The 25,216-nt window shown below is 68.0% G+C and carries 31 protein-coding genes and 1 pseudogene; all 32 read right to left on the bottom strand.

Going from position 1 to position 25,216, the window contains the following annotated elements; translation table 11 throughout:
* On the bottom strand, nucleotides 1–537 hold the full coding sequence (rplF, locus tag QQK29_RS08195) for a 50S ribosomal protein L6 (RefSeq protein ID WP_284299394.1): 537 nt from the start codon (nucleotides 535–537) through the stop codon (nucleotides 1–3).
* A 6-nt stretch (nucleotides 538–543) separates the two neighbouring features.
* Entirely contained in the window at nucleotides 544–942 is a 399-nt protein-coding gene (gene rpsH / locus QQK29_RS08190) for a 30S ribosomal protein S8 (RefSeq protein WP_284299392.1), read from the bottom strand.
* Nucleotides 943–1,040: 98 nt separating this feature from the next.
* Complete coding sequence (rplE, locus tag QQK29_RS08185; RefSeq protein WP_284299389.1) at nucleotides 1,041–1,619, bottom strand: 50S ribosomal protein L5; 579 nt, start codon at nucleotides 1,617–1,619, stop codon at nucleotides 1,041–1,043.
* Nucleotides 1,619–1,978: a 50S ribosomal protein L24 gene (gene rplX, locus QQK29_RS08180; RefSeq protein ID WP_284299387.1), complete on the bottom strand. Its 360-nt coding sequence runs from the start codon at nucleotides 1,976–1,978 to the stop codon at nucleotides 1,619–1,621. Before rplX ends, rplE begins: the two co-directional genes overlap by 1 nt.
* A 2-nt stretch (nucleotides 1,979–1,980) precedes the next feature.
* Nucleotides 1,981–2,349, bottom strand: coding sequence for a 50S ribosomal protein L14 (gene rplN / locus QQK29_RS08175; protein WP_130488199.1), 369 nt, complete (start codon nucleotides 2,347–2,349; stop codon nucleotides 1,981–1,983).
* A 3-nt stretch (nucleotides 2,350–2,352) separates the two neighbouring features.
* Nucleotides 2,353–2,685 (bottom strand): 30S ribosomal protein S17, encoded by a 333-nt coding sequence (gene rpsQ, locus QQK29_RS08170; protein ID WP_284299380.1) that lies wholly within the window; start codon nucleotides 2,683–2,685, stop codon nucleotides 2,353–2,355.
* Nucleotides 2,685–3,011 (bottom strand): 50S ribosomal protein L29, encoded by a 327-nt coding sequence (rpmC, locus tag QQK29_RS08165; RefSeq protein ID WP_284299378.1) that lies wholly within the window; start codon nucleotides 3,009–3,011, stop codon nucleotides 2,685–2,687. Before rpmC ends, rpsQ begins: the two co-directional genes overlap by 1 nt.
* Nucleotides 3,011–3,430: a 50S ribosomal protein L16 gene (gene rplP, locus QQK29_RS08160; protein WP_284299376.1), complete on the bottom strand. Its 420-nt coding sequence runs from the start codon at nucleotides 3,428–3,430 to the stop codon at nucleotides 3,011–3,013. The genes rpmC and rplP overlap by 1 nt, the downstream gene beginning before the upstream one ends.
* A 2-nt stretch (nucleotides 3,431–3,432) precedes the next feature.
* Nucleotides 3,433–4,179: a 30S ribosomal protein S3 gene (gene rpsC / locus QQK29_RS08155; protein WP_284299374.1), complete on the bottom strand. Its 747-nt coding sequence runs from the start codon at nucleotides 4,177–4,179 to the stop codon at nucleotides 3,433–3,435.
* Nucleotides 4,179–4,607, bottom strand: coding sequence for a 50S ribosomal protein L22 (gene rplV, locus QQK29_RS08150; protein WP_284299372.1), 429 nt, complete (start codon nucleotides 4,605–4,607; stop codon nucleotides 4,179–4,181). Before rplV ends, rpsC begins: the two co-directional genes overlap by 1 nt.
* Before the next feature lie 25 nt (nucleotides 4,608–4,632).
* Complete coding sequence (gene rpsS, locus QQK29_RS08145) at nucleotides 4,633–4,914, bottom strand: 30S ribosomal protein S19 (RefSeq protein ID WP_187675414.1); 282 nt, start codon at nucleotides 4,912–4,914, stop codon at nucleotides 4,633–4,635.
* Nucleotides 4,915–4,926: 12 nt separating this feature from the next.
* Nucleotides 4,927–5,766 carry a 50S ribosomal protein L2 gene (rplB, locus tag QQK29_RS08140; RefSeq protein WP_284299366.1) on the bottom strand — a complete coding sequence of 280 codons (840 nt, stop codon included), beginning with the start codon at nucleotides 5,764–5,766 and terminating at the stop codon, nucleotides 4,927–4,929.
* A 15-nt stretch (nucleotides 5,767–5,781) separates the two neighbouring features.
* Entirely contained in the window at nucleotides 5,782–6,081 is a 300-nt protein-coding gene (rplW, locus tag QQK29_RS08135) for a 50S ribosomal protein L23 (protein WP_284299363.1), read from the bottom strand.
* Nucleotides 6,078–6,749, bottom strand: a complete 672-nt coding sequence (gene rplD / locus QQK29_RS08130) for a 50S ribosomal protein L4 (RefSeq protein WP_284299361.1) — start codon at nucleotides 6,747–6,749, stop codon at nucleotides 6,078–6,080. Before rplD ends, rplW begins: the two co-directional genes overlap by 4 nt.
* A gap of 2 nt (nucleotides 6,750–6,751) precedes the next feature.
* Nucleotides 6,752–7,402 carry a 50S ribosomal protein L3 gene (gene rplC / locus QQK29_RS08125; protein ID WP_284299359.1) on the bottom strand — a complete coding sequence of 217 codons (651 nt, stop codon included), beginning with the start codon at nucleotides 7,400–7,402 and terminating at the stop codon, nucleotides 6,752–6,754.
* Nucleotides 7,403–7,434: 32 nt separating this feature from the next.
* Nucleotides 7,435–7,743 carry a 30S ribosomal protein S10 gene (gene rpsJ, locus QQK29_RS08120; protein ID WP_120761912.1) on the bottom strand — a complete coding sequence of 103 codons (309 nt, stop codon included), beginning with the start codon at nucleotides 7,741–7,743 and terminating at the stop codon, nucleotides 7,435–7,437.
* Nucleotides 7,744–8,070: 327 nt separating this feature from the next.
* A complete protein-coding gene (locus QQK29_RS08115; RefSeq protein WP_284299357.1) occupies nucleotides 8,071–8,979 on the bottom strand; it encodes a DMT family transporter in 909 nt (302 codons plus the stop codon).
* A gap of 2 nt (nucleotides 8,980–8,981) precedes the next feature.
* Nucleotides 8,982–10,025: a DNA topoisomerase IB gene (locus QQK29_RS08110; RefSeq protein ID WP_284299355.1), complete on the bottom strand. Its 1,044-nt coding sequence runs from the start codon at nucleotides 10,023–10,025 to the stop codon at nucleotides 8,982–8,984.
* A gap of 50 nt (nucleotides 10,026–10,075) precedes the next feature.
* Nucleotides 10,076–10,201 (bottom strand): hypothetical protein, encoded by a 126-nt coding sequence (locus QQK29_RS08105; RefSeq protein WP_284299352.1) that lies wholly within the window; start codon nucleotides 10,199–10,201, stop codon nucleotides 10,076–10,078.
* Between the two features lie 926 nt (nucleotides 10,202–11,127).
* Nucleotides 11,128–11,577: pseudogene (locus tag QQK29_RS18625) on the bottom strand (SdrD B-like domain-containing protein); the annotation flags it as partial.
* A 256-nt stretch (nucleotides 11,578–11,833) separates the two neighbouring features.
* On the bottom strand, nucleotides 11,834–12,307 hold the full coding sequence (locus QQK29_RS08090; RefSeq protein ID WP_284299345.1) for an SdrD B-like domain-containing protein: 474 nt from the start codon (nucleotides 12,305–12,307) through the stop codon (nucleotides 11,834–11,836).
* Complete coding sequence (locus tag QQK29_RS08085) at nucleotides 12,304–12,711, bottom strand: SdrD B-like domain-containing protein (protein ID WP_284299343.1); 408 nt, start codon at nucleotides 12,709–12,711, stop codon at nucleotides 12,304–12,306. The genes QQK29_RS08090 and QQK29_RS08085 overlap by 4 nt, the downstream gene beginning before the upstream one ends.
* Nucleotides 12,708–16,376, bottom strand: a complete 3,669-nt coding sequence (locus QQK29_RS08080; protein ID WP_284299341.1) for an SdrD B-like domain-containing protein — start codon at nucleotides 16,374–16,376, stop codon at nucleotides 12,708–12,710. The genes QQK29_RS08085 and QQK29_RS08080 overlap by 4 nt, the downstream gene beginning before the upstream one ends.
* A 270-nt stretch (nucleotides 16,377–16,646) precedes the next feature.
* The gene (gene tuf / locus QQK29_RS08075; protein ID WP_284299339.1) at nucleotides 16,647–17,840 is read right to left on the bottom strand and encodes an elongation factor Tu; all 1,194 of its coding nucleotides are present in this window, start codon (nucleotides 17,838–17,840) and stop codon (nucleotides 16,647–16,649) included.
* Nucleotides 17,841–17,975: 135 nt separating this feature from the next.
* Nucleotides 17,976–20,090 carry an elongation factor G gene (gene fusA, locus QQK29_RS08070; RefSeq protein ID WP_284299337.1) on the bottom strand — a complete coding sequence of 705 codons (2,115 nt, stop codon included), beginning with the start codon at nucleotides 20,088–20,090 and terminating at the stop codon, nucleotides 17,976–17,978.
* An 87-nt stretch (nucleotides 20,091–20,177) separates the two neighbouring features.
* Nucleotides 20,178–20,648, bottom strand: a complete 471-nt coding sequence (gene rpsG / locus QQK29_RS08065; RefSeq protein ID WP_187675406.1) for a 30S ribosomal protein S7 — start codon at nucleotides 20,646–20,648, stop codon at nucleotides 20,178–20,180.
* A gap of 5 nt (nucleotides 20,649–20,653) precedes the next feature.
* Nucleotides 20,654–21,022 carry a 30S ribosomal protein S12 gene (gene rpsL, locus QQK29_RS08060; RefSeq protein WP_284299331.1) on the bottom strand — a complete coding sequence of 123 codons (369 nt, stop codon included), beginning with the start codon at nucleotides 21,020–21,022 and terminating at the stop codon, nucleotides 20,654–20,656.
* 279 nt (nucleotides 21,023–21,301) lie between these two features.
* On the bottom strand, nucleotides 21,302–22,687 hold the full coding sequence (locus QQK29_RS08055; RefSeq protein ID WP_284299329.1) for an O-antigen ligase family protein: 1,386 nt from the start codon (nucleotides 22,685–22,687) through the stop codon (nucleotides 21,302–21,304).
* Nucleotides 22,688–22,744: 57 nt separating this feature from the next.
* Entirely contained in the window at nucleotides 22,745–22,894 is a 150-nt protein-coding gene (locus QQK29_RS08050) for a hypothetical protein (RefSeq protein ID WP_284299327.1), read from the bottom strand.
* Nucleotides 22,894–23,406 (bottom strand): type 4a pilus biogenesis protein PilO, encoded by a 513-nt coding sequence (locus QQK29_RS08045; RefSeq protein ID WP_284299325.1) that lies wholly within the window; start codon nucleotides 23,404–23,406, stop codon nucleotides 22,894–22,896. The genes QQK29_RS08050 and QQK29_RS08045 overlap by 1 nt, the downstream gene beginning before the upstream one ends.
* The gene (locus QQK29_RS08040) at nucleotides 23,403–24,158 is read right to left on the bottom strand and encodes a hypothetical protein (protein ID WP_284299323.1); all 756 of its coding nucleotides are present in this window, start codon (nucleotides 24,156–24,158) and stop codon (nucleotides 23,403–23,405) included. The genes QQK29_RS08045 and QQK29_RS08040 overlap by 4 nt, the downstream gene beginning before the upstream one ends.
* 160 nt (nucleotides 24,159–24,318) lie before the next feature.
* Nucleotides 24,319–25,164, bottom strand: coding sequence for a pilus assembly protein PilM (pilM, locus tag QQK29_RS08035; RefSeq protein WP_284299320.1), 846 nt, complete (start codon nucleotides 25,162–25,164; stop codon nucleotides 24,319–24,321).
* Nucleotides 25,165–25,216 lie beyond the last annotated feature (52 nt).

The raw sequence follows: 25,216 nt of genomic DNA, 5'->3' as shown, positions 1-25,216 counted from the left end.
TCACTTACCAGCCTTTCCGGCCTTGCGGCGGACGACCTCGCCCGCGTACCGCACACCCTTGCCCTTGTAGGGCTCGGGCTTGCGCAGCTTGCGGATGTTGGCGGCCACCTCGCCCACGGCCTGCTTGTCGATGCCGCGGACGTGGAGCTTGTTGTTGCCCTCGACCTCGAAGGTGATGCCGGCGGGCGGGTCGACGGTGATGGAGTGGGAGAAGCCGAGGGCGAACTCGACCGAGCTGCCCTTCGCTGCCACGCGGTAACCGGTGCCGACGACCTCGAGGCTCTTGGAGTAGCCCTCGGTCACGCCGATGATCTGGTTCGCGATCAGGGTGCGGGTGAGGCCGTGCAGCGAGCGCGACTCGCGCTCGTCGTCGGGACGGGTGACGAGCACCTGGGCGTCCTCGAGCTTGACCTCGATGGGGCTCGCCACGGTGAGCGCGAGCTCGCCCTTGGGGCCCTTGACGGCGACGTTCTGTCCGTCGATCGTCACGGTGACGTTCGCGGGAACGTCGATGGGAAGGCGTCCGATACGAGACATCTCAGGTCACCACACGTAGGCGAGGACTTCCCCGCCGACGCCCTTCTTGCTCGCCTCGCGGTCCGTGAGGAGGCCCGAGGAGGTGGACAGGATCGCCACGCCCAGTCCGCCGAGAACCGTGGGGATCTCGGTCGAGCGTGCGTAGACGCGCAGACCCGGCTTCGAGACGCGCTTGATGCCGGCGATCGAGCGCTCGCGGTTCGGCCCGTACTTGAGGTCGATCGTGAGCGTCTGACCGACGCGCGCGTCCTCGACCTTCCACGAGGCGATGTAGCCCTCGCGCTTGAGGATCTCGGCGATGTGGGTCTTGAGCTTGCTGCTCGGGAGCGAGACCGAGTCGTGGTACGCCCGGTTCGCGTTGCGCAGACGGGTCAGCATGTCTGCGACCGGATCTGTCATCGTCATTTCTTGGTTTTCCTTATCTCAATCGGTTTCGGCATCCGCTAGCTCCTCAAGAGCACGGACCGGATGTCGACCTGGTTGATGTCCCCGCGGTTGCGGGCTTACTCCGCCTTGAACGGGAAGCCGAAGGCGCGGAGCAGCGCCCGGCCCTCGTCATCCGTCTTGGCGGTGGTCACGACCGTGATGTCGAAGCCGCGGACGCGGTCGATCTGGTCCTGGTTGATCTCGTGGAAGATCGACTGCTCCTGCACACCGAAGGTGTAGTTGCCGTTGCCGTCGAACTGGTTCGGGTTGAGGCCGCGGAAGTCGCGGATGCGCGGGAGCGCGAGCGACAGCAGGCGGTCGAGGAACTCCCAGGCACGGTCACCACGGAGGGTGACGTGCGCGCCGATCGGCATGCCCTCACGCAGCTTGAACTGCGCGATCGACTTGCGGGCCTTGGTGACCTGCGGCTTCTGACCGGTGATGAGGGTCAGGTCCTTGATGGCACCGTCGATGACCTTCGAATCACGGGCGGCCTCGCCGACACCGGTGTTGACGACGATCTTCACGAGCCCCGGCACCTGCATCGGGTTGGTGTACCCGAACTGCTCGGTGAGGGTCTTCGTGATCTCCTCGCGGTACTTCTGCTTGAGGCGCGGCTGGTTCCGACCAGTCTGCGCGGCAGTCGCGTTCGCCATTACAGCTTCTCTCCGGACTTCTTCGCGTAACGCACGCGAACGGTCTTCTTCACGCCGTCCTTCTCGACGGTCTCCTCGCGGTGACCGACGCGGGTCGGCTTCTTGGTCTTGGGGTCGACGACCGCCACGTTCGACACGTGGATCGGGGCCTCGTGGGTCTCGATGCCGCCGGTCTTGGTGCCGCGCTGCGTCTGACCCACGCGCACGTGCTTGGTGACGTAGTTGACGCCCTCCACCACGACGCGGTTCTGGTCGACGAGCACCTCGATGACGCGACCCTGCTTGCCGCGGTCTCCACCGCGCGCCTGCGAGGGACCGCTGATCACCTGGACCAGGTCGCCCTTCTTGATCTTTGCCATGACTAAATGACCTCCGGGGCCAGCGAGATGATCTTCATGAACTTCTTGTCACGAAGCTCACGGCCGACCGGTCCGAAGATGCGGGTGCCACGGGGGTCCCCGTCGTTCTTCAGGATGACGGCGGCGTTCTCGTCGAACTTGATGTACGAGCCGTCGGGGCGGCGCGTCTGCTTCTTGGTGCGGACGATGACCGCCTTGACGACGTCGCCCTTCTTGACGTTGCCGCCGGGGATCGCGTCCTTGACGGTGGCCACGATGACGTCGCCGAGTCCGGCGTAACGACGACCGGAGCCCCCGAGCACGCGGATCGTGAGCAGCTCCTTGGCGCCGGTGTTGTCGGCGACCTTGAGGCGGGATTCCTGCTGCAGCATGGCTTACTTCGCCTTCTCGTTGATCTCGACCAGGCGCCAGCGCTTGGTGGCGCTCAGCGGGCGAGTCTCCGTGATCGTGACGAGGTCGCCGATGCCGGCGGAGTTGTTCTCGTCGTGTGCCTTGACCTTCGAGCTCGTGCGGATGACCTTGCCGTACAGCGGGTGCTTCACGCGGTCCTCGACCTCGACGACGATGGTCTTGTCCATCTTGTCGCTCGTCACATAACCGCGACGCACCTTGCGGTACCCGCGGGCGCCGGCGTCCTTGACGTCGTGAGCGGCGGACTCATGACCCGCCTTCGCCGGCTTCGCGGCGGCCTTCTTGGTCTCGGCCATTACTTGTTCGCCTCCTCAGCGGTGTCTTCGGCGGGAGCCTCAGCGGCATCCGTCTTCTTGGTGGACTTCTTGGTTGTCTTCGCGGGCACCTCGACCGGAGCCGGGGTGGCTCGGATGCCGAGCTCGCGCTCACGGATGACGGTGTAGATGCGCGCGATGTCGCGCTTCACGGCACGCAGGCGGCCGTGGCTCTCGAGCTGACCGGTCGCGGCCTGGAAGCGCAGGTTGAACAGCTCCTCCTTGGCCTTCTTCAGCTCGTCGATCAGACGGTCGTCCTCGAAGGTGTCGAGCTCCGCCGGGGCGAGCTCCTTGGATCCGACGGCCATTATGCGTCGCCCTCCTCGCGCTTGATGATGCGTGCCTTGAGCGGCAGCTTGTGGATCGCCCGGGTGAGCGCGCCGCGGGCGAGCTCCTCGCTGACGCCGGAGACCTCGAAGAGGACCCGGCCGGGCTTGACGTTCGCGACCCACCACTCCGGCGAGCCCTTACCCGAACCCATGCGGGTTTCGGCGGGCTTCTTGGTGAGCGGACGGTCGGGGTAGATGTTGATCCACACCTTTCCGCCACGCTTGATGTGACGGGTCATCGCGATACGCGCCGACTCGATCTGGCGGTTGGTCACGTAGGCGGGGGTGAGGGCCTGGATGCCCCACTCGCCGAAGGTGACCTTCGTGCCGCCGGTGGCCTGCCCGGAACGACCCGGGTGGTGCTGCTTGCGGTGCTTGACCTTACGGGGGATGAGCATGGTTACGCCTCAACTCCTGCGGCGGCCTCGGCCCGGGGGCCACGACGCGCGCCGTCACGACGCTCGGGGCGCGACGACTTCTGAGCCGCCTGCTCGCGAGCGAGTTCCTTGTTGGTGATGTCGCCCTTGTAGATCCAGACCTTCACGCCGATGCGACCGAAGGTGGTCTTGGCCTCGTAGAAGCCGTAGTCGATGTTCGCGCGGAGCGTGTGCAGCGGCACGCGACCCTCACGGTAGAACTCCGAGCGGCTCATCTCCGCGCCGCCGAGGCGGCCCGAGACCTGGATCCGGACGCCCTTGGCGCCGGCGCGCTGGGCACCCTGGAGGCCCTTGCGCATGGCGCGACGGAACGCGACACGGGCGCTGAGCTGCTCCGCGATGCCCTGCGCGACGAGCTGGGCCTCGGCCTCGGGGTTCTTCACCTCGAGGATGTTGAGCTGGATCTGCTTGCCGGTGAGCTTCTCGAGGTCGGAGCGGATGCGCTCGGCCTCGGCACCACGGCGGCCGATGACGATGCCGGGGCGTGCCGTGTGGATGTCCACGCGGACGCGGTCACGGGTGCGCTCGATCTCGATCTTCGCCACACCGGCGCGGTCGAGCTTCGTCTTCAGCATCTCGCGGATCTTGACGTCCTCGGCCACGAAGTCGGCGTAACGCTGACCGGCCTTGGTCGAGTCCGAGAACCACCGCGACGTGTGGTCGGTGGTGATGCCCAGACGGAAGCCGTACGGGTTGACCTTCTGGCCCATTACTTACCTGCCTTCCGCTGGGTTGAGCTTGACGAAACCTTCGCCGGCTTGGCGGCCGGAGCCGCTGCCGTGAGCTCGTCGGGCGTAGCGAGCACGACGGTGATGTGGCTCGTGCGCTTGTTGATGCGGAACGCGCGGCCCTGGGCACGCGGCTGGAACCGCTTGAGCGTGGTGCCCTCATCGACGAACGCGCGGGCGACGACGAGGTCCGACTCGTCGAGGAACGTGTTCGAGGCATCCGCCTTCACGCGGGCGTTCGCGATTGCGGCCGCCACGAGCTTGTACACCGGCTCGCTCGCACCCTGCGGCGCGAACTTCAGGATGGCAAGCGCCTCCTGGGCCTGCTTGCCGCGGATGAGGTCCACGACACGACGGGCCTTCTGAGGCGTCACGCGGATGTGTCGCACGCGGGCGATCGACTCCACCATTTCTCTTCCTCCTCGCGTCACCGCGTCAGCGGCGACGACCCTTCTTGTCGTCCTTCTCGTGTCCACGGAAGGTGCGCGTCGGCGCGAACTCGCCGAGCTTGTGACCCACCATGGTCTCGGTCACGAAGACCGGGATGTGCTTGCGGCCGTCGTGCACGGCGATCGTGTGACCCAGCATGGCGGGCACGATCATCGAGCGACGTGACCACGTCTTGATGACGTTCTTCGAACCCGCCTCGTTCTGAGCCTGAACCTTGCGGAACAGGTGCTCGTCGACGAAGGGCCCCTTCTTGAGACTGCGCGGCATCTTCTACTACCTCTACTTGCGCTTCTTGCCGACGGTGCGACGACGGACGATGAGCTTGTCGCTTTCCTTGTTGGGGCGACGGGTACGGCCCTCGGGCTGACCCCACGGGCTGACCGGGTGGCGACCACCGGAGGTCTTGCCCTCACCACCACCGTGCGGGTGGTCGATGGGGTTCATCGCGACACCGCGGACGGTCGGGCGGACGCCCTTCCAACGCTTGCGGCCGGCCTTGCCCCAGTTGATGTTCGACTGCTCGGCGTTGCCGACCTCGCCGATCGTGGCGCGGCAGCGCAGATCGACGTTGCGGATCTCGCCCGAGGGCAGTCGCAGCTGGGCGTAGGGGCCGTCCTTGGCGACGAGGCGCACGGATGAGCCGGCCGAGCGGGCGAGCTTGGCGCCTCCACCGGGCTTGAGCTCGATCGCGTGCACGACGGTACCGACCGGGATGTTCTTCAGCGGCAGGTTGTTGCCCACCTTGATGTCGGCGCCTGCGCCGTTCTCGACGATGTCGCCCTGCTTGAGCTTCTCCGGCGCGAGGATGTAGCGCTTCGTGCCGTCGATGTAGTGCAGGAGCGCGATGCGCGCGGTGCGGTTGGGGTCGTACTCGATGTGCGCGACCTTGGCGTTGACGCCGTCCTTGTCGTTGCGACGGAAGTCGATGACGCGGTACTGGCGCTTGTGCCCACCACCGATGTGGCGGGTCGTGATGCGACCGGTGTTGTTGCGTCCGCCGGACTTCGGAAGCGGCTTGACGAGCGACTTCTCGGGCGTCGAGCGCGTGATCTCCGCGAAGTCGGCGACCGACGAGCCGCGACGACCCGGGGTCGTCGGCTTGTACTTGCGAATGGACATGTTTCTCCCTGGTCCTTAGCCGACAGCCGTGAAGATGTCGATCGAGCCGGACTTGAGCGTGACGATGGCGCGCTTGGTGTCCTTGCGCTTGCCGATGCCGAACCGGGTGCGGCGGGTCTTGCCGACGCGGTTGATCGTGTTCACCGAGGCGACCTTGACGCCGAAGATCTTCTCGACGGCCAGCTTGATCTCGGTCTTGTTGGCGCGCGGGTCGACGACGAAGGTGTACTTGCCCTCATCGATGAGCCCGTAGCTCTTCTCGCTCACGACCGGCGCGATGATGATGTCGCGGGGGTCCTTGCTGTAGCCGCTCACTTGGCAGCCTCCTCATCAGAAGCGGTGGTCGAGTCGACCGAGGCCTTGCTCGACACGAAGGCCTCGAACGCGGCCTTGGTGAAGACGATGTCGTCGGAGACGACGACGTCGTACGCGTTGAGCTGGTCGGCGTAGATCACGTGCACGTGCTCGAGGTTGCGGACGCTCAGCGCGCCGTTCTCGTCGGCGCGGTCGAGCACGACGAGCACGTTCTTGGTGGCGCCGAGAGCGGAGAGCACCTCGGAGGCGGCCTTCGTCGACGGGGCGTCGACGCCGAACGACTCCACGACGTGGATGCGCTCGCCGCGGGCCCGGTCGGAGAGCACGCCGAGCAGGGCTGCGGCGATCATCTTCTTCGGGGTGCGCTGGCCGTAGTCGCGCGGGGTCGGCCCGTGCACGATGCCACCGCCGGTGTGCTGCGGCATCCGCACCGAACCCTGACGGGCGCGGCCGGTGCCCTTCTGCTTGAACGGCTTGGCACCGGAGCCGGAGACCTCACCGCGACCCTTGGTCGAGTGGGTTCCCTGACGCGCCGCAGCGAGCTGGGCTGTCACGACCTGGTGGATGAGCGGGACGTTGGTCTGCACGTCGAAGATCGCACCGGGCAGCTCGACCGAACCGGCCTTCTTACCCGTGGTGTCGACGACGTCGAGAGTGGTAGCGGCCATGATCAGGCACCCTTCACGGCGTTGCGGACGAAGACGATGCGGCCACGCGCGCCGGGGACGGCGCCCTTGACCAGCAGGAGGCCCTTCTCGACGTCGACCGAGTGGACCTTGAGGCCCTGCACGGTGACGCGCTCGCCACCCATGCGGCCCGCCATGCGCATGCCCTTGAACACGCGGCTGGGGGTCGAGGAGGCACCGATCGAGCCGGGCTTGCGGTGGTTGCGGTGGGCACCGTGCGAGGCGGAGACGCCGGCGAAGTTGTGGCGCTTCATGACACCCGCGAAGCCCTTGCCCTTGCTGGTGCCGACGACGTCGACGAGCTGGCCGGCCTCGAAGATGTCGACCGCGAGCTCCTGACCGAGCGTGTAGTCGGCGGCATCCGCGGTGCGCACCTCGGTGAGGTGCCGGCGAGGCGTGACGCCCGCCTTGTCGAAGTGACCGGCGGCGGGCTTGTTGACCTTGCGCGGGTCGATGGCGCCGTAGGCGATCTGGACGGCCTCGTAGCCGTCCTTCTCGGCCGTGCGCACCTGGGTCACGACGTTGGGGGTGATCTGGACCACGGTCACGGGCACGAGCTTGTTGTTCTCGTCCCAGACCTGGGTCATGCCGAGCTTGGTGCCCAGCAGACCCTTGGTCGTCTTCACTGCAGACATGGGTTTCCTTTGGCTTCCGGGTTCAGCTCGGACTAGAGCTTGATCTCGATGTTGACGTCGGCGGGCAGGTCGAGACGCATGAGCGAGTCGACGGCCTTGGGCGTCGGGTCGATGATGTCGATGAGGCGCTTGTGGGTGCGCTTCTCGAAGTGCTCGCGGCTGTCCTTGTACTTGTGCGGCGAACGGATCACGACGACCACGTTCTTCTCCGTCGGGAGCGGCACGGGGCCGACGACGGTCGCGCCCGCACGGGTCACGGTGTCGACGATCTTGCGCGCCGATGCATCGAGGCCGGCGTGGTCGTACGACTTCAGCCGGATGCGGATCTTCTGTCCCGCCATGGTCAGCTCTCTTCCTTGTTCCCGTACGGCACCGTCTCGGCCCGCACATCCGCGCGCCCTTCGACGCGCACCGCTGTTCTTCTGTCAATCACCTGGACCCCGGCGTAACGCGCGCAGGGCACACGTCACCCCGGAGGGTTTTCGGGATTCGATTGAAGCTTCGTCCTGCTGTCCGCGGCCCAGCCGCTTCCGATCCATCCCTTGCGGGATTCAGCCGGGGGCTGTGCACTGCCAGGACAGTGAGCCGCACACGAATGCGCGGCGTGTTGAACCATGAAAGTCTGCCACACGACGGCATTTGCTGCAACCCGGGCGTGTCGCGCCTGATCACAGGGGTGGAACGGCCTCCGGGATGCCCACGTCGCGCCGCTGACGCAGGCGTCCGCCGGTGGCGGCGAGCCAGCATCCCACGATCACGAGCGGGAAGCCCACCAGCAGTCCGAGGCTGAGCTCTTCGCCCAGCAGCAGCACCCCGAGCGCGATGGCGACGACCGGGTTGACGTAGGTGAACAGCGGTGCGCGCGCGGGGCCCACCTCGTCGATGAGGGCGAAGAAGACGATGAACGCGAGTGCCGTGCACAGCACCGCGAGCCCGGCCAGTGAGAGCGTGCTGCGCAGCGTCGGCGGCTCGCCGGGCACGAGCAGCGCGAAGGGCAGGTAGAAGAGGCCCACGGCGGTGAGCGCGAGCGTGATCGACCCGAGGGATGGCACGTCGACGAGCTTGGTAGCGACGATGAACGGCGCGATCGCGTACAGCACGGCGACGAGGAGCACCTCGCCGACGGCGAGCAGGTCGCCCGGGTCGGCGGCGAAACCGTGCCCGCCGACGATCACGGCCACGCCACCGAAGCCGACGACGAGCCCGAGGATCCGCAGCGGCTTCAGCACCGTGCGATCGCCCCGCAGCACGGCGATGATCGCGGCCACGAGCGGCACGGTCGCCACGAGCAGTCCCGTGGTGCCCGACGGCAGCGACTGCTCGGCGTGCCCCAGCAGCAGGAACGGGCCGGCCATCTCGATCGCCCCGAACGCGAGCACCCAGGGCCACTTCGCAAGCGCGGGACGCAGCGCCCGCCGGTGCAGCGCGAAGGGCAGCAGGATGAGGGCACCGCCGAGGGTGCGGCCGGCGACCATGGCGAACGGCGTGAAGGTCTCGACCGTCTCCTTGATGAAGAGGTACGGGATACCCCACAGCAGCGACATCGCCGCGAACAGCACCCAGCCGCGCGTTCTCACCGCTACATCCTGGCGGAAACCGCGGACATCCGTGGCTGACACGGCGTGCCGGGTGCCGCCGACGCCGTACGTGGGCTAGCTGAACAACAGCCCCGCAGCTCGGACTCGACCGAGGCCGTGCGCGCCGGGTCGATCGTCACGCCCGCGCGGTACAGGTCGAGCAGCCGAGGGTCGATGTAGCTCGACCGTGCGACCGCGGGCGTGTTGCCGAGCAGTTCGGCCGTGTGACGCACGGCCGCCGCGATGGCGCGGTCCTGAGCGGACGGCGAGCGCTTCGGCCCGGAACGCGCGAGAGCGATGGCGGCGGCCGCGGTGCCGTGCAGGGTGCGGAAGTCCTTCGCGGTGAAGTCGCCGCCCGTGCGTTCGCGGATGTCGGCGTTGATCTCGGCGGGACGCAGCGGATGCGCTCCCCGCTCATCGCGCCAGGCGAGCAGGCGAGCACGCGGCCCGCGGCGCTTCAGTGCGGCCACGACGGCGGCGAGGTCGACATCCGTCACCTCGGACGCCCACTCCTTGCCGCTCTTGCCGGGGAACTCGAGGCGCACCGCGGTGCCGCCCTCGACACGGGCGTGGGCGCCGAGCAGGGTCGAGAGGCCGACCGAGCCGTGCTCGAGCGCGTACTGCTCGGATCCGACGCGCAAGTGGGCGGCGTCGAGCATGCGGAAGGCCGCGGCGAGCACCCGTTCGCGCGGCAGCCCCTCGCGCCGCAGATCGATCGTGACGCCGCGCCGAGCGGCGGGCAGCGACTCGGCGAGGGCGAGGGCGCGATCGAACTTGAGCCGATCGCGCTGTTCGCGCCACTGCGGATGGTAGAGGTACTGCGTGCGGCCTGCCGCGTCGATGCCGGTCGCCTGGATGTGGCCGTTGGGATACGCGCAGATCCACACCTCGGTCCACGCGGGAGGGATCACGAGCGCCTCGATGCGCTCCCGCAGCGCGGCATCCGTGATCGCCTGTCCCCGCTCGTCGAGGTACGCGAACCCGCGCCCGCGACGCACCCGACGGATGCCCCCGCTCCCGGGGTTCGAGCGCTTCAGCCGCACCATGGTGCGACCCTACGCCGTGCGGCTCCGTCCCTTCCGTGCTTCCGCTGACGTCACCCTTCTCGGGCCGAGCGACGGCGCACGATCGCGATGACGGCCACGAGACCCGCTCCCAGCAGCAGGGCCAGCAACGCGAACATGATCGTCGCCGCATCGAGCGACGCACCCGTGAGCGCCACCTCGGGGGCTGTACGCCGGGCTCCAGCACCTGGAAGAAGAGCGTCGCCGCAGCGGTCGCCGACATCGCCGCGGGCGCGCCGTCGATATCCGTCGCCTCGGGACCCGTGAGGGTCATGGCGAGCGGGAACGCGTAGTTGCCGGCCGCCGGTGCGCGGGTCGCCGTGCAGTCCACCGACTCCCCCGGCAGCAGCTGCGCGGTCGTGCCGCAATCGATGGGCCCGAGCCCGCCGCTGTCGAGAGTGCCGAGGTCGAGCGGCACGTTGCCCGTGTTGGTGACGGTGATGACGATCGCGAGCGACGCGCCGCTCAGGAACACCGGTCCCGGAGAGGTCGTCGACGCATCCCCGTTGACCTCGGCGCTCAGCTCGACACTCGTCAATGCGCCGAAGTAGTGCGCGACGTCCGAGGCGCTGAGCGTGGTCACGGCCAAGCCGCCCGCACCGCCCGCCGTGCTCGGCACGACGGATGCGGTCACACTGCCCGTGTGGGCCTGCTGACCCGCCTCGGCCGGCGCCTGCAGCTCGCAGTCCATCGAACTGTGCGGGGCGAGCACGTCGCTCGCACAGACGACCGGACCGAGCACGTCGTCGACGATCTCGATGCCGTCGATCGAGGTGTCGCCGTTGTTGGTCACGGTGTAGACGAAGCGCACCGGGTCGCCGACGCCGACGTACGGACCGGTCTCGAGCTGAGCGTCGAGCGTCTGCGCGCTCACCGTGAGCTGCAGCTCCGCGGCGCGCTCGCCGAAGCCGTAGCCCGATGCGTCGACGCCTGCACCCAGCACGATGTCGGTGACCGTGTTGACACCCGCCGTGCCGCCGTTCGGTCCGACGAGCGTCGCGCCATCGGACCAGCTCGCGAGGTCGCTCTCGGTGAGCGTGTACGTTCCGGCCGACAGGCCTCCGAACACGAACGCACCCGTCGCATCCGTCACCGTCGTGCGCGAGGCGCTGCCGCCCAGTACGACCTCGACGCCGGGCAGCGGTGTCTCACCGGGATCGACGACACCGTCGTCGTTCGCGTCATGCCAGACGATGCCGCGGATGATCGACAGCGGGATCTCGGCGAAGTCGTAGCCGTCGGCCGCCCCGACGAGCACGATGCCCGTGATGGTGTTGAGTGCCGCCGTTCCTCCGGCGGTGCCGGCGATGGAGGCTCCGTCGGCGTAGCCCGCAAGCGGCTGGCCGGTCTCGGTGACGGAGTAGGTGCCGGGCACCAGCCCCGAGATCGACCACGAGCCGTCCGCGCCCGTGACAGCCGAGACGGTCCCGCCGGGACCGGTGACGTCGATCGTCACGCCCGAGATGCCGGACTCCCCGGCGTCCTGGATGCCGTCGCCGTCGAGATCGGCGAAGACCGTGCCGCCGATCGACACCGCCGCGAGCTCGCCGAAGAGGTATCCCGTGGCCGACGTTCCCGACCCGAGGACGATGCCGGAGATGACATCATCGGCGACCGTGCCGCCCGCGCTGCCCGCCGCGTCGGTGCCGTCGAAATACCCGCCCGGCTGCGTCTCGGTGACCGTGTAGGTGCCGGGGAGCAGATCGGTGAAGGAGTAGGCGCCGTCCAGGCCGCTCGTCTCGACGAGCGAGACGGCTGCTCGAACAGGTCGGTGCCGGTGAGGGTCACGGTCACGCCGGGGATTCCAGCCTCGCCCGCATCCTGGGTGCCGTCGTCGTCGGTGTCGACGAAGACGACACCGGAGAGGATGCCGCACGCACGTCGCCGAAGAGGTAGCCGTCGGCGAGCTCGCCCGCCGCGACGACGATGCTCTCGATGCGGTTCGGCGCCACGAGGGTGCCGCCGGCGGATCCGAGAGTCTCCCTGGCGTCGATGAAGCCGGTGGCCTCCGACTGGGTCAGCACGTATTCGCCGGGCTCGAGGCCGTCGAAGCGGAAGACTCCGTCAGCGCCCGTCGTCTGCGGTCCCTGCGTCGCGTCGCCCGACAGCGACACCTGAGCTCCCGCGATGCCGGGCTCGCCGGGGTCCCGCGTTCCGTCACCGTCGAGGTCGTCGTAGACGACGCCCGCGATCGCCGCGAGCGGCACCTCCCCGAAGCTGTAGGAGTCGGTCGGGTCGGGGTCGCCGACGACGATGCCCGTCACGCTGTCGCCGGAGACGGCGCCGGAGGATCCCCGGTCGCCACGACGCCATCCGCGTAACCCGAGGGCTGCGTCTCGGTGATCGTGTACTCGCCCGGTGCGAGGCCCGCGAACACGAACCGCCCGTCGGGCAGCGTCTGCGTCACGAGGTCGGCGTCACCGCTCAGCGTGATGGTCACGCCCGCGATGCCCGGTTCGCCGACGTCGCGCGTGCCGTTGCCGTTCGTGTCCTCGTAGACGACGCCTTCGATGATCTCGGGCTCGAGGAGTCCGAACAGGTAGCCGACGCCGTTCCGTCCGGCCACGAGCGCGATGTCGGAAGTGGCGTTCGTGCCGACCGCGCCACCGGTCCCCCCGGCGCTTCCGGGAACGTTCTGCCCGCCGAACCGTCCGGTCGGGGGTGTCACGGTGAGCTCGTAGTCGCCCGGGCGCAGGCCGGGAAGGCGTAGCCGCCCGAGCCGTCGCTCGTCGTCGTGCGCGACACCGTCGCCCCGAGGTCGTCGGTTCCCGTGAGCGTGACGGTGACGCCCGCGATGCCGGCCTCGGTGGCGTCGATCGAGCCGTCGTTGTCGTCGTCACCGAACACCGTTCCCGCGAGCGAGGACGTCGCGAATCCGATGTTGCGACCCATCACATCCGTTCCGAGCGTGAGCGTCGCGGTGAACACGCCGTCGGCGGATCCCGCCCCATCTGGATCCGACGTGACGCCGTAGGCGGCGTCGATCGCGCGTGCACTGGCCTGGTCGACGGTCACGGTGTAAGCGCCCGCCGGGAGACCCGCGAACAGGTAGCTGCCGTCGGGTTCCGTCGTCACGGTGCGGCTGACGGTCGCCCCGCTCGTCGTGGCCGTGCCCGTGAGGTTCAGGGTGACCCCTCCCAGCCGCACGGTCTCGCCCGCGTCGATCACGCCGTCCGCGCTGTCGTCCTGCCAGAGCGTGCCGGCGATGCTCGAGGCGGCGAAGCTGATGCTGTCGCCCGCGATCTCGACGGGGGTGAGCACGCTGATCACGCGTGCGGTGGCGGAGTTCGTGATGAGGTCACCGGCTGTGGCGCCCTCGGTCGCCAGTCCGATACGGATGGTCTCCTCGTCGCCCGTGGGCAGCTCGCCGGAGATCGCGCGGATCGCCGTGACGCCCGCGAGATCCACCGGGCAGCCGGGGTCGCCGAGGTCGGCGAGCAGGCACCAGGTGGTCGAGCCGCCCTGGAGGTTGCTCGCCGCGTACGGGTCGCGCTCGACGGAGGCGGCGGGCACATCGGTCACGTAGAAGGTCGTGCCGGTGCGGGGACCCTGCACGGTCGCCGAGACGGGGAGTGCATTCGGAGTCACCGAGAGAGCGTCCGTGGTCGCGATGCTGCTGAGCTGGATGGTGCCCGAGAAGTCGGACTCGGGGTCGCGCCCGTCACCCGGATAGGGCAGCACGTCGACGATGTCCACGCCCGGGAAGTCGTTGCTCGTCGTGTTGCGGTACACGAGCTCCCATCCGACCTCGGCGCCGGCGACCCCGTCATCCGCACCCGACTCGACGAGCGGCTGGAGGGCCGTCTTCAGTGCGGCGAGCGACAGGAAGGCGTTGCCGATCGTGATGGGCTGGTAGTCCATGCGACGCGCGCGGCCCTGGCCGAAGCATCCGCTGTAGTTGGCGGGCGGCGGCACGAGCGAGACCGACTCGACGGGCACGTTCGGCGTCGGCGGGATCGTGAGCTGCATCGCGACCGTGCACGACACGATCGGGAGGTCGGGGTCGATCTGCTCACCCGTCGGCGAGACGGATTCTGCGACCGCGGTGCTGTAGTTGACGCTCGGAGTGGGAGCGAGGGGATCGGCCTCGGCGGTGAACGACCAGTCGGGCGTGATCGTCATGCCGTTCGTGGTGCCGCTGATCTCACCCAGATCCCAGACGATCGCCGTCGAGCCGTCGGGCTGCGGAAGCACATGATCGGGTTCGATGCTCGCCGAGCCCGCGACATAGCGCAGGCCGTATGGCAGGTAGTGGATCACCCGCAACGGCTGCGTCGTGGCGACGTTCTCACCGAAGGCCACGGAACCGCGCAGCACGAACGTCGTGCGGTTCTGGCCCGGGGCACCCGCCTGCACCGTCGTGGGGGTGGCGCTCACGATCGAGACGTTGGTGTCGACGTTGATGCGGCCGGCCACCGTCGGGCCCGTGATGCCGGTCTGCGTCCAGTGGTCGATCGAGATCTGCGGGTAGTCGTAGACCGCGACGTCGCGGATGCGCGTGGTCGCGTAGATCATCTGGCCGGCCTGCGAGGTCGCTGCGCGGTAGGTGGCACGCGTCGTGGCATGCACCTTGATGGCGACCTCGACATCCGGTTCGATGGCGCCGCCGACGAAGGTGACCCGCACGCGGTTGATGACGTCGAACGGGTCGGACAGCCCGAGGCTCGCGGCGTAGCTCGTGAACGCGGCGTCGTTCGGGTCGCTGTGCCAGCCGGTGGCCGTGTCGGCATCGCCGCAGCCGAGGCCCGCGTAGGCGGAGTCCGCAGCGGGAGCCTCGGTGGGCACGGCGCCCCCGAGCTCACCGGCGGCGAACTCGACGATGTACGCCGAGGGGTCGATGCCGAAGGAGTTGGTGTTGTTGTAGCTCGCGGCCGGGTGGTACGGCGGCGCGAGGATCGGATCCCCGAGCGGTCCCCGGGTCGTCGCGACCACGTAGCTGCCCGCCGGCACGTTCGCGTTGGCCGTGAACGGCGTGAATCGTTGCGTCGTGACGTCGATCACGTCGCACAGCTGCACCGGGCTCTGGGACACCGTGCCGATGTTGCTGAAGGTAACCAGCGAGGCGAACGACTCCTCGCGGAGGGTGCTGTTGTCGGCGCCCGGCGCGAAGCTGGCGTACGGGTTCGCCACGTCGCTGATGGGCCGCTTGACGACGCTCCGGTTGTCGGCGTTGATGATCCGCCCGTGAGCACGAGCGTTGTCGGCCGTCGGATCGACGTCGGCGAAGTAGTTGCTGACGCCGTTGATGTCGAGCGGGTCGAAGTCGGAGACCGTCATGGTCGGCGCCGTCGTGGTTCCGATCGGGATGTCGTCGACGGGCACCCAGAGCAGGATCCACATGTTCGCGGCGTACCCCGCGGCCGCGATGGGCGGGTTCTGCCACGTCACCTCGACCGGGGTACCGGGTCCGCCGGGCTGGGCGCAGTCATAATTGCTCGCGGCGACCGGTCCGACCTGGTTGCTGATGCCCACGACGAGGTTCGTGTAGCCGGGGTTCGCGGGGGTCGCGGCCTGGCCCTGGCTCGCGCAGCCGTCGCCGTAGTTTCCCCAGTTGAGCAGCCGGTAGTCGGACGTCCCGACCTCGGCGGAGGTCATCGTCTCGGTCCAGGTGACGGGGCCCACGATCGGCGAGTAGCCGCCGACCTTCTGCGCGGCCACGCCGGTGGAGGTGGGGATCGCGAATCCGGGCTCGCCGCTGGCCGACCGGTAGAAGAAGGGCCCCGGCAGCGTGTTGGAGCTCACGTTCTTGCGGAGGTTCCACAGCGGCGCGCTCGAGGACGTGAACGTCGCGGTCGACGTCGCTGCGATGTCGCCGCTCGTCGCCGAGGTGATCGTGGCGGGCACCGTGAAGGTATAGCCGTCGTAGGCGTAGGCCTCGAGGCGCAGGGTCGCCGTCACCGAGCCGTCACCGGGACCCTGCGGGTTCGCGATGAGGCAGTTGAGCGTGCGGTTGCCATCGGTTCGGGTCGAGCCCGCGGCGCACGCGGCGGGGATCGACATCCAGATGGCCGCCGCTCCCCCGTTCGCCTCGGGCAAGGTCGCCCGCAACACGACACCGGTGTCCGCTGCGTCGAAGGCGAAGTCGAAGCGCACGTCGGCCGTGTCGCCGGTGCGGAGGATCTGGTCGGTCGCCGCGAGCGAGACGTCGTAGCCCGCGCAGTGCTCGGTGGCGGGCGAACCCTGCGTCGGACACATGGATGCCGCGTCCGCGGCCACCGTGCCGGAGCTGGCGCGCGTCGCGGTGAGCGTGAACGTCGCCGCCTGAGCCTCGCCGGTCGGCATGATCACGCCCGTGACGACGAGCGCGAGCGCCGTGATCGCTGCTGCGATCATCCCCGCCCGACGTCGTACGCCCCTCGTCGACAACTGACCACCTGCAACGGACAACTCGCCCACAGGACTCCCCCGGAATCACATCCAGCCCCTCGTATCCGCTCACCATCGGGCGATGCGGAGGGCTCCACTTCGGACTATATCGAGCGGGGTCACCGCCGACGTCGAATATCACCCTCGGCATTCACCCTCGGGCGCGGGCCGCGCAGATACGACGACGGGGCCGGACCCGAAGGCCCGACCCCGTCGAGGATCCCGAAGGAAGAGGTGTTACTTGAGGATCTTGGTCACCTTGCCGGCGCCCACGGTGCGGCCACCCTCACGGATGGCGAAGCCGAGGCCCTCCTCCATGGCGATCGGCTGGATGAGCTCGACCGTCATGTCGGTGGTGTCGCCGGGCATGACCATCTCGGTGCCCTCGGGCAGCGTGATGACGCCGGTGACGTCGGTGGTGCGGAAGTAGAACTGCGGACGGTAGTTCGCGTAGAACAGGTTGTGACGCCCACCCTCGTCCTTGGAGAGGATGTACGCGGTGCCCTCGAACTGGGTGTGCGGCGTGACCGAACCCGGCTTGACGACGACCTGACCGCGCTCCACGTCCTCGCGCTTGGTGCCGCGGAGGAGCAGACCACAGTTCTCGCCGGCCCAGGCCTCGTCGAGCTGCTTGTGGAACATCTCGATACCCGTGACCGTGGTCTTCTGCGTCGGGCGGATGCCGACGATCTCGACCTCGGAGTTGATGGCGAGGGTGCCACGCTCGGCGCGGCCGGTGACGACCGTTCCACGACCGGTGATGGTGAAGACGTCCTCGATGGGCATGAGGAACGGCTTGTCCTTGTCACGCACCGGGTCGGGGATGTTGTCGTCGACGGCCTGCATGAGGTCGAGAACCGACTGCACCCACTTCTCGTCGCCCTCGAGAGCCTTGAGGCCCGAGACGCGCACGACGGGGGCGTTGTCACCATCGAAGTCCTGCGAGGAGAGCAGCTCGCGCACCTCGAGCTCGACGAGCTCGAGGATCTCCTCGTCGTCGACCATGTCGGACTTGTTGAGCGCGACGAGCAGGTAGGGCACGCCGACCTGCTTGGCGAGCAGCACGTGCTCACGCGTCTGCGCCATCGGGCCGTCGGTCGCCGCGACCACGAGGATCGCGCCGTCCATCTGAGCGGCACCGGTGATCATGTTCTTGATGTAGTCAGCGTGACCAGGGGCGTCGACGTGCGCGTAGTGGCGCTTCGGCGTCTCGTACTCGACGTGCGAGATGTTGATCGTGATACCGCGCTGGCGCTCCTCGGGAGCGGAGTCGATCGACGCGAAGTCGCGCTGAACGTTGGTGGCCGACGGGTACTTGTCGGCGAGCACCTTCGAGATCGCGGCGGTAAGCGTGGTCTTGCCGTGGTCGACGTGACCGATCGTTCCGATGTTGACGTGCGGCTTGGTCCGCTCGAACTTGGCCTTGGCCACTTGGTGTCCTCCTCAGGACTCGTGTGCAGGCATCCGGATGGATTCCGGATGCGATTGCGTGGTTTCGATTTACTTTAGTTGGTGGTCTCGATGCGCGCCTCTCGGCGCTTCTCGACCGCGGAGGAGTGAGCTAGCTCACTCGCCCTTGCTCTTCTGGACGATCTCTTCGGCAACAGCCTTCGGGACCTCCGAGTAGCTGTCGAACGACATCGAGTAGACCGCACGACCCGAGGTCTTCGAGCGCAGGTCACCGACGTAGCCGAACATCTCGGACAGCGGCACGAGGGCGCGAACGACCTTGACGCCGGTCGCATCCTCCATGGCCTGGATCTGACCGCGCCGCGAGTTGAGGTCGCCGATGACATCGCCCATGTACTCCTCGGGCGTACGCACCTCGACCGCCATGAGCGGCTCGAGCAGAACGGGACTCGCCTTGCGCGCGGCCTCCTTGTAGGCCATCGAGCCGGCGATCTTGAACGCCATCTCCGAGGAGTCGACGTCGTGAGCAGCACCGTCGACGAGCGTCGCCTTGACGCCCACCGTCGGGAAGCCGGCGAGCACACCGACCTGCATCGCATCCTTGATGCCCGCATCGACCGACGGGATGTACTCGCGCGGCACGCGACCACCGGTGACGGCGTTCACGAACTCGTACGAGACCTCGGCGGTCACCTCGAGAGGCTCGAGGGTGATCTGCACCTTGGCGAACTGGCCGGAGCCACCCGTCTGCTTCTTGTGGGTGTAGTCGTACTTCTCGACCGTCTTGCGGATGGTCTCGCGGTACGCCACCTGGGGCTTGCCGACGTTGGCCTCGACGTTGAACTCGCGCTTCATGCGGTCGACGAGGATGTCGAGGTGCAGCTCGCCCATGCCCTTGATGACCGTCTGGCCGGTCTCGATGTTCTGCTCGGTGCGGAACGTCGGGTCCTCTTCGGCGAGCTTCTGGATCGCCGTGCCGAGCTTCTCCTGGTCGGCCTTGGTCTTGGGCTCGATCGCGACCTCGATGACGGGCTCCGGGAAGGTCATCGACTCGAGGATGATCGGGTTGGCCGCGTCGCTCAGGGTGTCACCGGTCGTGGTGTCCTTGAGGCCGATGACGGCGTAGATGTGGCCGGCGGTGACCGAGGGCACCGGGATCTCCTTGTTGGCGTGCATCTGGAAGATCTTCCCGATGCGCTCCTTCTTGCCCTTGGTCGAGTTGATCACCTGCGCGCCCGACTCGAGCGAGCCCGAGTAGACGCGGATGTAGGTGAGTCGACCGAAGAACGGGTGCACCGCGATCTTCGAGACGAGCGCCGAGAACGGCTCTGTGGCATCCGCGTGACGCTCGAGGATGACCTCGGGGTCCTTGACGTCGTGGCCCTGGACGGCCGGCACGTCGAGCGGGCTGGGGAGGTAGTCCACGACGGCGTCGAGCATCGGCTGCACGCCGCGGTTCTTGAACGCCGAGCCGCAGAGCACGGGGTAGACCTCGGAGGCGATGGTGAGCTTGCGGATCGCGCCCTTGATCTCGGCGACCGTGAGCTCCTCGCCGCCGAAGTACTTCTCGAGCAGCGCGTCGTCGGTCTCGGCGACGGTCTCGAGCAGCGCCGCGCGATACTCGTTGGCCTTCTCGACGAGGTCGGCCGGGATCTCCTGCACCTCGTACTTGGCGCCCATGGTCACGTCGCCCTTGGAGTCACCCTCCCAGACGAGCGCGCGCATCTCGACGAGGTCGACGACGCCGACGAAGTCGGACTCGGCACCGATCGGGAGCTGCACCACGAGCGGCTTGGCGCCGAGGCGGTTGATGATGGTGTCGACCGTGAAGTAGAAGTCGGCACCGAGCTTGTCCATCTTGTTGACGAAGCAGATGCGCGGCACGTTGTACTTGTCGGCCTGGCGCCACACCGTCTCGGACTGGGGCTCGACGCCCTCCTTGCCGTCGAAGACGGCGACCGCGCCGTCGAGGATGCGGAGGCTGCGCTCCACCTCGACCGTGAAGTCCACGTGTCCGGGCGTGTCGATGATGTTGATCTGGTTCTTGTTCCAGAAACAGGTGACGGCAGCGGAGGTGATCGTGATGCCACGCTCCTTCTCCTGCTCCATCCAGTCGGTCGTCGAGGCGCCGTCGTGCGTCTCGCCGAGCTTGTGGTTCACGCCCGTGTAGAAGAGGATGCGCTCGGTCGTCGTCGTCTTGCCGGCATCGATGTGCGCCATGATGCCGATGTTGCGGACCTTCGTGAGGTCGGTGAGCACGTCTTGTGCCACGGGGTGTTCCTTCTTTCGGGAATCGGAGAGTTCAGGTCGTCCGGATGCGGACCCTCAGGGGGTACAACATCCGGACGACCCGGATGCTTACCAGCGGTAGTGGGCGAACGCCTTGTTCGACTCGGCCATCTTGTGGGTGTCTTCGCGGCGCTTGACCGCGGCACCCAGGCCGTTCGAGGCGTCGAGGATCTCGTTCTGCAGGCGCTCGGTCATGGTCTTCTCACGACGCGACTTCGAGTAGCTCACGAGCCAGCGCAGCGCGAGGGTGTTCGCGCGGTGCGGCTTGACCTCGACGGGCACCTGGTAGGTCGAGCCACCGACGCGGCGGCTCTTGACCTCGAGGGTGGGGCGCACGTTGTCGAGCGCCTTCTTGAGAACGACGACCGCATCCTGACCGGACTTGGTGGCCACGCCGTCGAGCGCGCCGTAGACGATGCGCTGGGCGAGGTCCTTCTTGCCGTCGAGGAGGATCTTGTTGACGAGCTGGCTGACGACCGGCGAGCTGTAGACCGGGTCGGCGACGACAGGCCGCTTGGCGGCGGGTCCCTTGCGAGGCATCTAACTCAACCCTTCTTCGCGCCGTAGCGGCTACGGGCCTGCTTGCGGTTCTTGACGGCCTGAGTGTCGAGGGCGCCGCGGACGATCTTGTAGCGCACGCCGGGCAGGTCCTTCACACGACCACCGCGCACGAGCACCATCGAGTGCTCCTGCAGGTTGTGGCCCTCGCCGGGGATGTAGGCGGTGACCTCGGTGCCGTTGGAGAGCTTCACGCGGGCGACCTTGCGGAGAGCCGAGTTCGGCTTCTTCGGGGTGGTCGTGTACACACGGGTGCACACGCCGCGCTGCTGCGGGTTGGCCTTGAGGGCCGGCGCCTTGGTCTTGGCAGCCTTGGACTGCCGGCCCTTGCGGACCAGCTGCTGAATGGTGGGCAAAAGTGCTCCTTGCTCATGCTGCACGGTGACAGCGTGATGGTGGATCCATCGGTACCCGCCGCCTCGAGAGGATCCCCGCGAGGACTGCCGGCGGATATGCCGTGGGGGTCAGCCGCGACGGGTGTCGGGGCCTGGCCCAGCGCCGCATCCGCTACGCCTTCGAGCCTGCGGGCACCCCGAGAGGGAACTCACGATGGCAGGGGAGACGCGTGCGAATGCACACACGAGGTCCAAGTGTAGCGAAGTGCGTAATCCGCCGCAATGTCGGGGCGGGGTCGGCTAGGGGCGGCACCCCGCACGCTCGAGACTGATCGGGAGGAGCGGGTCGCCCGGATACGGGTCGATGGCGAAGCCGGCCACCGCCGAGGCGACCAGCACGACGCCGAGGGCCACGGCGAGCGTCGCGCGGAGACGCGTGGCCGACCGCGATGGCACGACCGGCGCCGCCGCGATGCCTGCGACGAACCCCGTGAGGCCGATGATCGCGGGGTAGGCCCAATCGAAGTCGAAGTGAAGGTGGACGAGCGCGAGCACGAGCGCGACGAGCGCACCCCACCGCGCCGGGTCGTCCAGAACCTCCGCCCGTGAGGGTACCCACCGGAGGCGACGCTCTGTCACCGGTGCAGGCCGGAGTGACCTGACGACCACGAGCACCACTCCCCCGATGAGTGCGAGGAAGGGGATCACCCCGATGATCCCCGTCTCCGCCCAGGCGAGCAGGGTCTCGTTGTGCGCGTTCGAGGAGTATCGCGCCGAGCCGAGGCATTGCACGAGTGGGCCGAACGACTTGAGTCCGTGTCCGGTGAGCGGCGCCTCGGCGCCCAGACGGATGGCGTCGTTCCAGAAACTGATCCGACCCGCGATCGATGCACCGGCGTCCTCGATGCGGCGGGTGACGCCGAAGAAGCTGCCGCTGTTGGAGAAGAAGATGGGACTCGTCATGAACCACGCCGTCGCGGGAATGGCGATCGCGAGCACCGCTGCGCGGACCGCACCGCGCCAGCCGCGCGCGATGATGCCGAGGGCGAGGCCGGCGAGAAGGGCGACACCCAGCAGGATGAGCCCGGCACGGGAGCCCGATGCGAGCACACCTGCGCCCGCAAGACAGGTGACGATGAAGCCGGCGAACACGAACAGCCTGCTTCCGGCCACGACGATGCCGATCGCGACGGCCGCCCCGATGACGAGTGCCATCGCGAACACGTTCTGGGTGTAGTAGTTGCCGAACATCGACTTGATCGCGTCGTTCGACCCCCACCACGGCCACCACGCCGTGAGGTAGGTATCGGCGGTGAGCAGGATGACACCGGACGCGGCGACCAGACGTCGCGCGGGATCGCGCGCCCACGCGATGATCGCGAGCAGGATCATCGCTCCGTAGGCGTAGCGCGACGCGCGCGATGCACCGTCGCCGTATCCGTGGATCGCCGAGGCGATGACCACGGCGGCCGGCAGCCACGCGGCCCCGAGATGCAGCCACCAGGGAAGCCGCCATCCGCGTGCGACGACATAGAGCGGGATCGCGCTGGCGACCCCGATCAGCACCCAGGCACCGGACAGCCCGGCGTCGAATCGCGCGACGAGGGCGGCTCCGACGAACGCGACGAGAACGCTGACGACCTCGGCCACCTGAAGGCCGCGCGAGCGCGCGCTGACGTCAGACATGATGCCCTCGAAGGGCCGGCGACCGCGACGGGAGGGACGCGGCCGCCGGCGGTCTCGTCAGCCCTCAGCGGGCGCGTCCGAGTCGGATGCGGTGTCGTCGGCGGCAGAGGCCGGCGCCTCGGGGCGGACGAGCACATACATCGTTCCGGCGAGCGTGGTGGTGAAGACGCCCTGGTCCTCGCTCGTGTTCACCGTCGTGACGAGCATCAGTCGAGCGCTGGTCTGCACCCCGTGGGTGAACGCGAGCACCTCGTTCCAGCCCCCTTGACTCCCACGGTGACCGGCACCAGAAGGAAGTTGTCCGGAGTGATGCGGGAATCGGTCAGCGGGTTGGGTGCGAATTCTGCATCCGCGGGCTCTCCCGCCGGCGCTGCGTACTTCAGCGGGTCGCTCAGCGTGATCGACTCGATCTGCACCCCGCTCGCACCGGCCAGGTCGTTGAGCGAACGGATGAAGTCAGCCGCCTTGATGCCGCTGGGGATCATCACCTCGAGCTCCTCGGCCCGCTTCTGATAGTCCTCGAGCTTCTCCTTCTGCTGCTTGAGCGTGGAGATCTTGACGGCGATTCCCTCGTTCTGGGAGACGGCATCCGCGAGCTGCTGGTCTGCCTGCGCTCGGGCATCGAGAAGCGGTGAGGCTCCGAGGAACCATCCCGCCGCGAGAACGGCGGCGCTCACCACGAATGCGATGAGGCCCCATACCTGGGTTCCGAGCTTCATTGTGCCGTCTCCTCGCCGTCCGCGGCGTCATCCTGACCCGAAGTTGCGTCAGCCGCCTTCTCGTCTGCGGTCAATCGGTTCGAGTAGGCCTGCGCATCGATGTGCATCGTGATGCTCGCCACGTACCCGCTGGCGTCGTCGAGCGACACGCTGCCCGGGTTGGCATCGACGAATCCGGGCAGATCGCGCAAACGGTTGAGCCAGTCGGGGATCTCAGGAAGGGTCGCGCTCGTCGCGGTGAACTGCAGTGTCGCGATGCGGGCGCCCTGCAGCGGGATGCCCGATTGCGGGTACTGCGATGTCACGGTGGACGCATCGACAGAGAACGTGTTGAGCACCACTCCCGCAGGAAGCGATGCCTGCACGCGCCCGAGGTAGTCCTGCCAGTCGATCTCCGTCGACCCTCCGACGCGAAGGGCGGCTTCGCCGACGTCGACCATGTTGACGGCGAATTGCACATCCGCGTACTGCTGCTGTTCGGCGAGCAGGTCCTGGGTGCGCTGCTGCTCATTGCTGAGTGCGAGCTGGCTGGAGAACGCGAGGTACCAGGCGCCACCGATCGCCGCAACGGTCAGGAGTACGACGCCGAACATGAGCAAGCGCAGGGCTCGCTGAGTTCCCAGTGCCTTGTTGCGCAGACCCAGTTCGGGAGGCAGCAGAGAGACTCGGGGTGAGGCCCCGAGCGGTACCGACTTGCGCGCTGCGGCTGCGTCGCGCTTGCTCACGGCCGGCGCCGTCGTCGTGGCGGTCATGCCTTGCTCCCGAGCGTCAGCCCGACCGTGACCGGGAGGCCGGAAGCGCCTGCCGCCAACTGGTCGGGTTCGACCGATCGCGCAATCGAGACGCTCTCGAGTGCCGCGGGTGCGCGCACCGGCAACCGTGTCGCATCGGCGAGCGCGGTCGCGAAGCCGTTCAACTCGGCTCCGCCCCCGACAGGATCACGCGTTCGATCGCGGCGCCTCCACGGCTCGACAGATAGAAGCTGAGCGTGTTGCGGATGGCGACCACGAGGTCTCCCGTCACTTCGTAGATCACCTCGAACGCCGGCCGAAGCTCGGCCCCGGCACCCTGGGTCGACAACCCGAAGCGGCGCTTGATCTGTTCGGCCTGGTACTCGTCCATTCCGAGACGCGAGGTGAGAGCCTTGTTGACGTCATCGCTGCCGTTCTGCACGATGCGTACGAACCGGGGAACCCCGTCGACGGCGATCGTCACGATGGTGGTCTCTGCACCGATGTGGATGAGCGCGACGTTGCCGTGGGCGATCGGCCCGGACAGAAGTGCGCGGCTCAACGCGAATGGCACGAGGTCGACATCGACCGGCTCGAGCTTCGCCGCCTCGACGGCCTCCACGGTCGCCAGCACACCCGACTTGATGGCGGCGACCAGAAGACCCTGAACGACCGGCTTGCCTTCCTCGTCCGCCTCCGACACCGGATAGAAGTCGAGCAGCGCCTCGTTGACCGGCACAGGAAGAATGTCCTGCACCTGGAACGGAAGCGTCTCGCGGATGCGGTTCATCGGCATCCGCGGCACCGACAGCTCGCGCACGAGCACACGGGCGTTGCCGACGCCGACGATCACCTTCCTCGTCTTGAACTTGCCCTGTACCCACAACTGCTTGAGAGCCGCGACGATGGTCTCCTTCTCGGTGACCTCGCCGCGATCGAGCGCAGAAGTGGGCACGGCGATCTGGTGGTAGCGCACGAGCGTGGGCCGAGCGGTTCCCGCCCCCATCACCTCGGCGGCTCTGATCACCCCCGACCGAAGTCGAGCCCCACAATGGTCGATGCCATTTCCTATCTCCTCC

This window comes from Homoserinibacter gongjuensis (genome assembly GCF_030161875.1).
Lineage (GTDB): Bacteria > Actinomycetota > Actinomycetes > Actinomycetales > Microbacteriaceae > Homoserinibacter > Homoserinibacter gongjuensis.
This window is presented reverse-complemented; position numbering and strand designations above follow the sequence as displayed.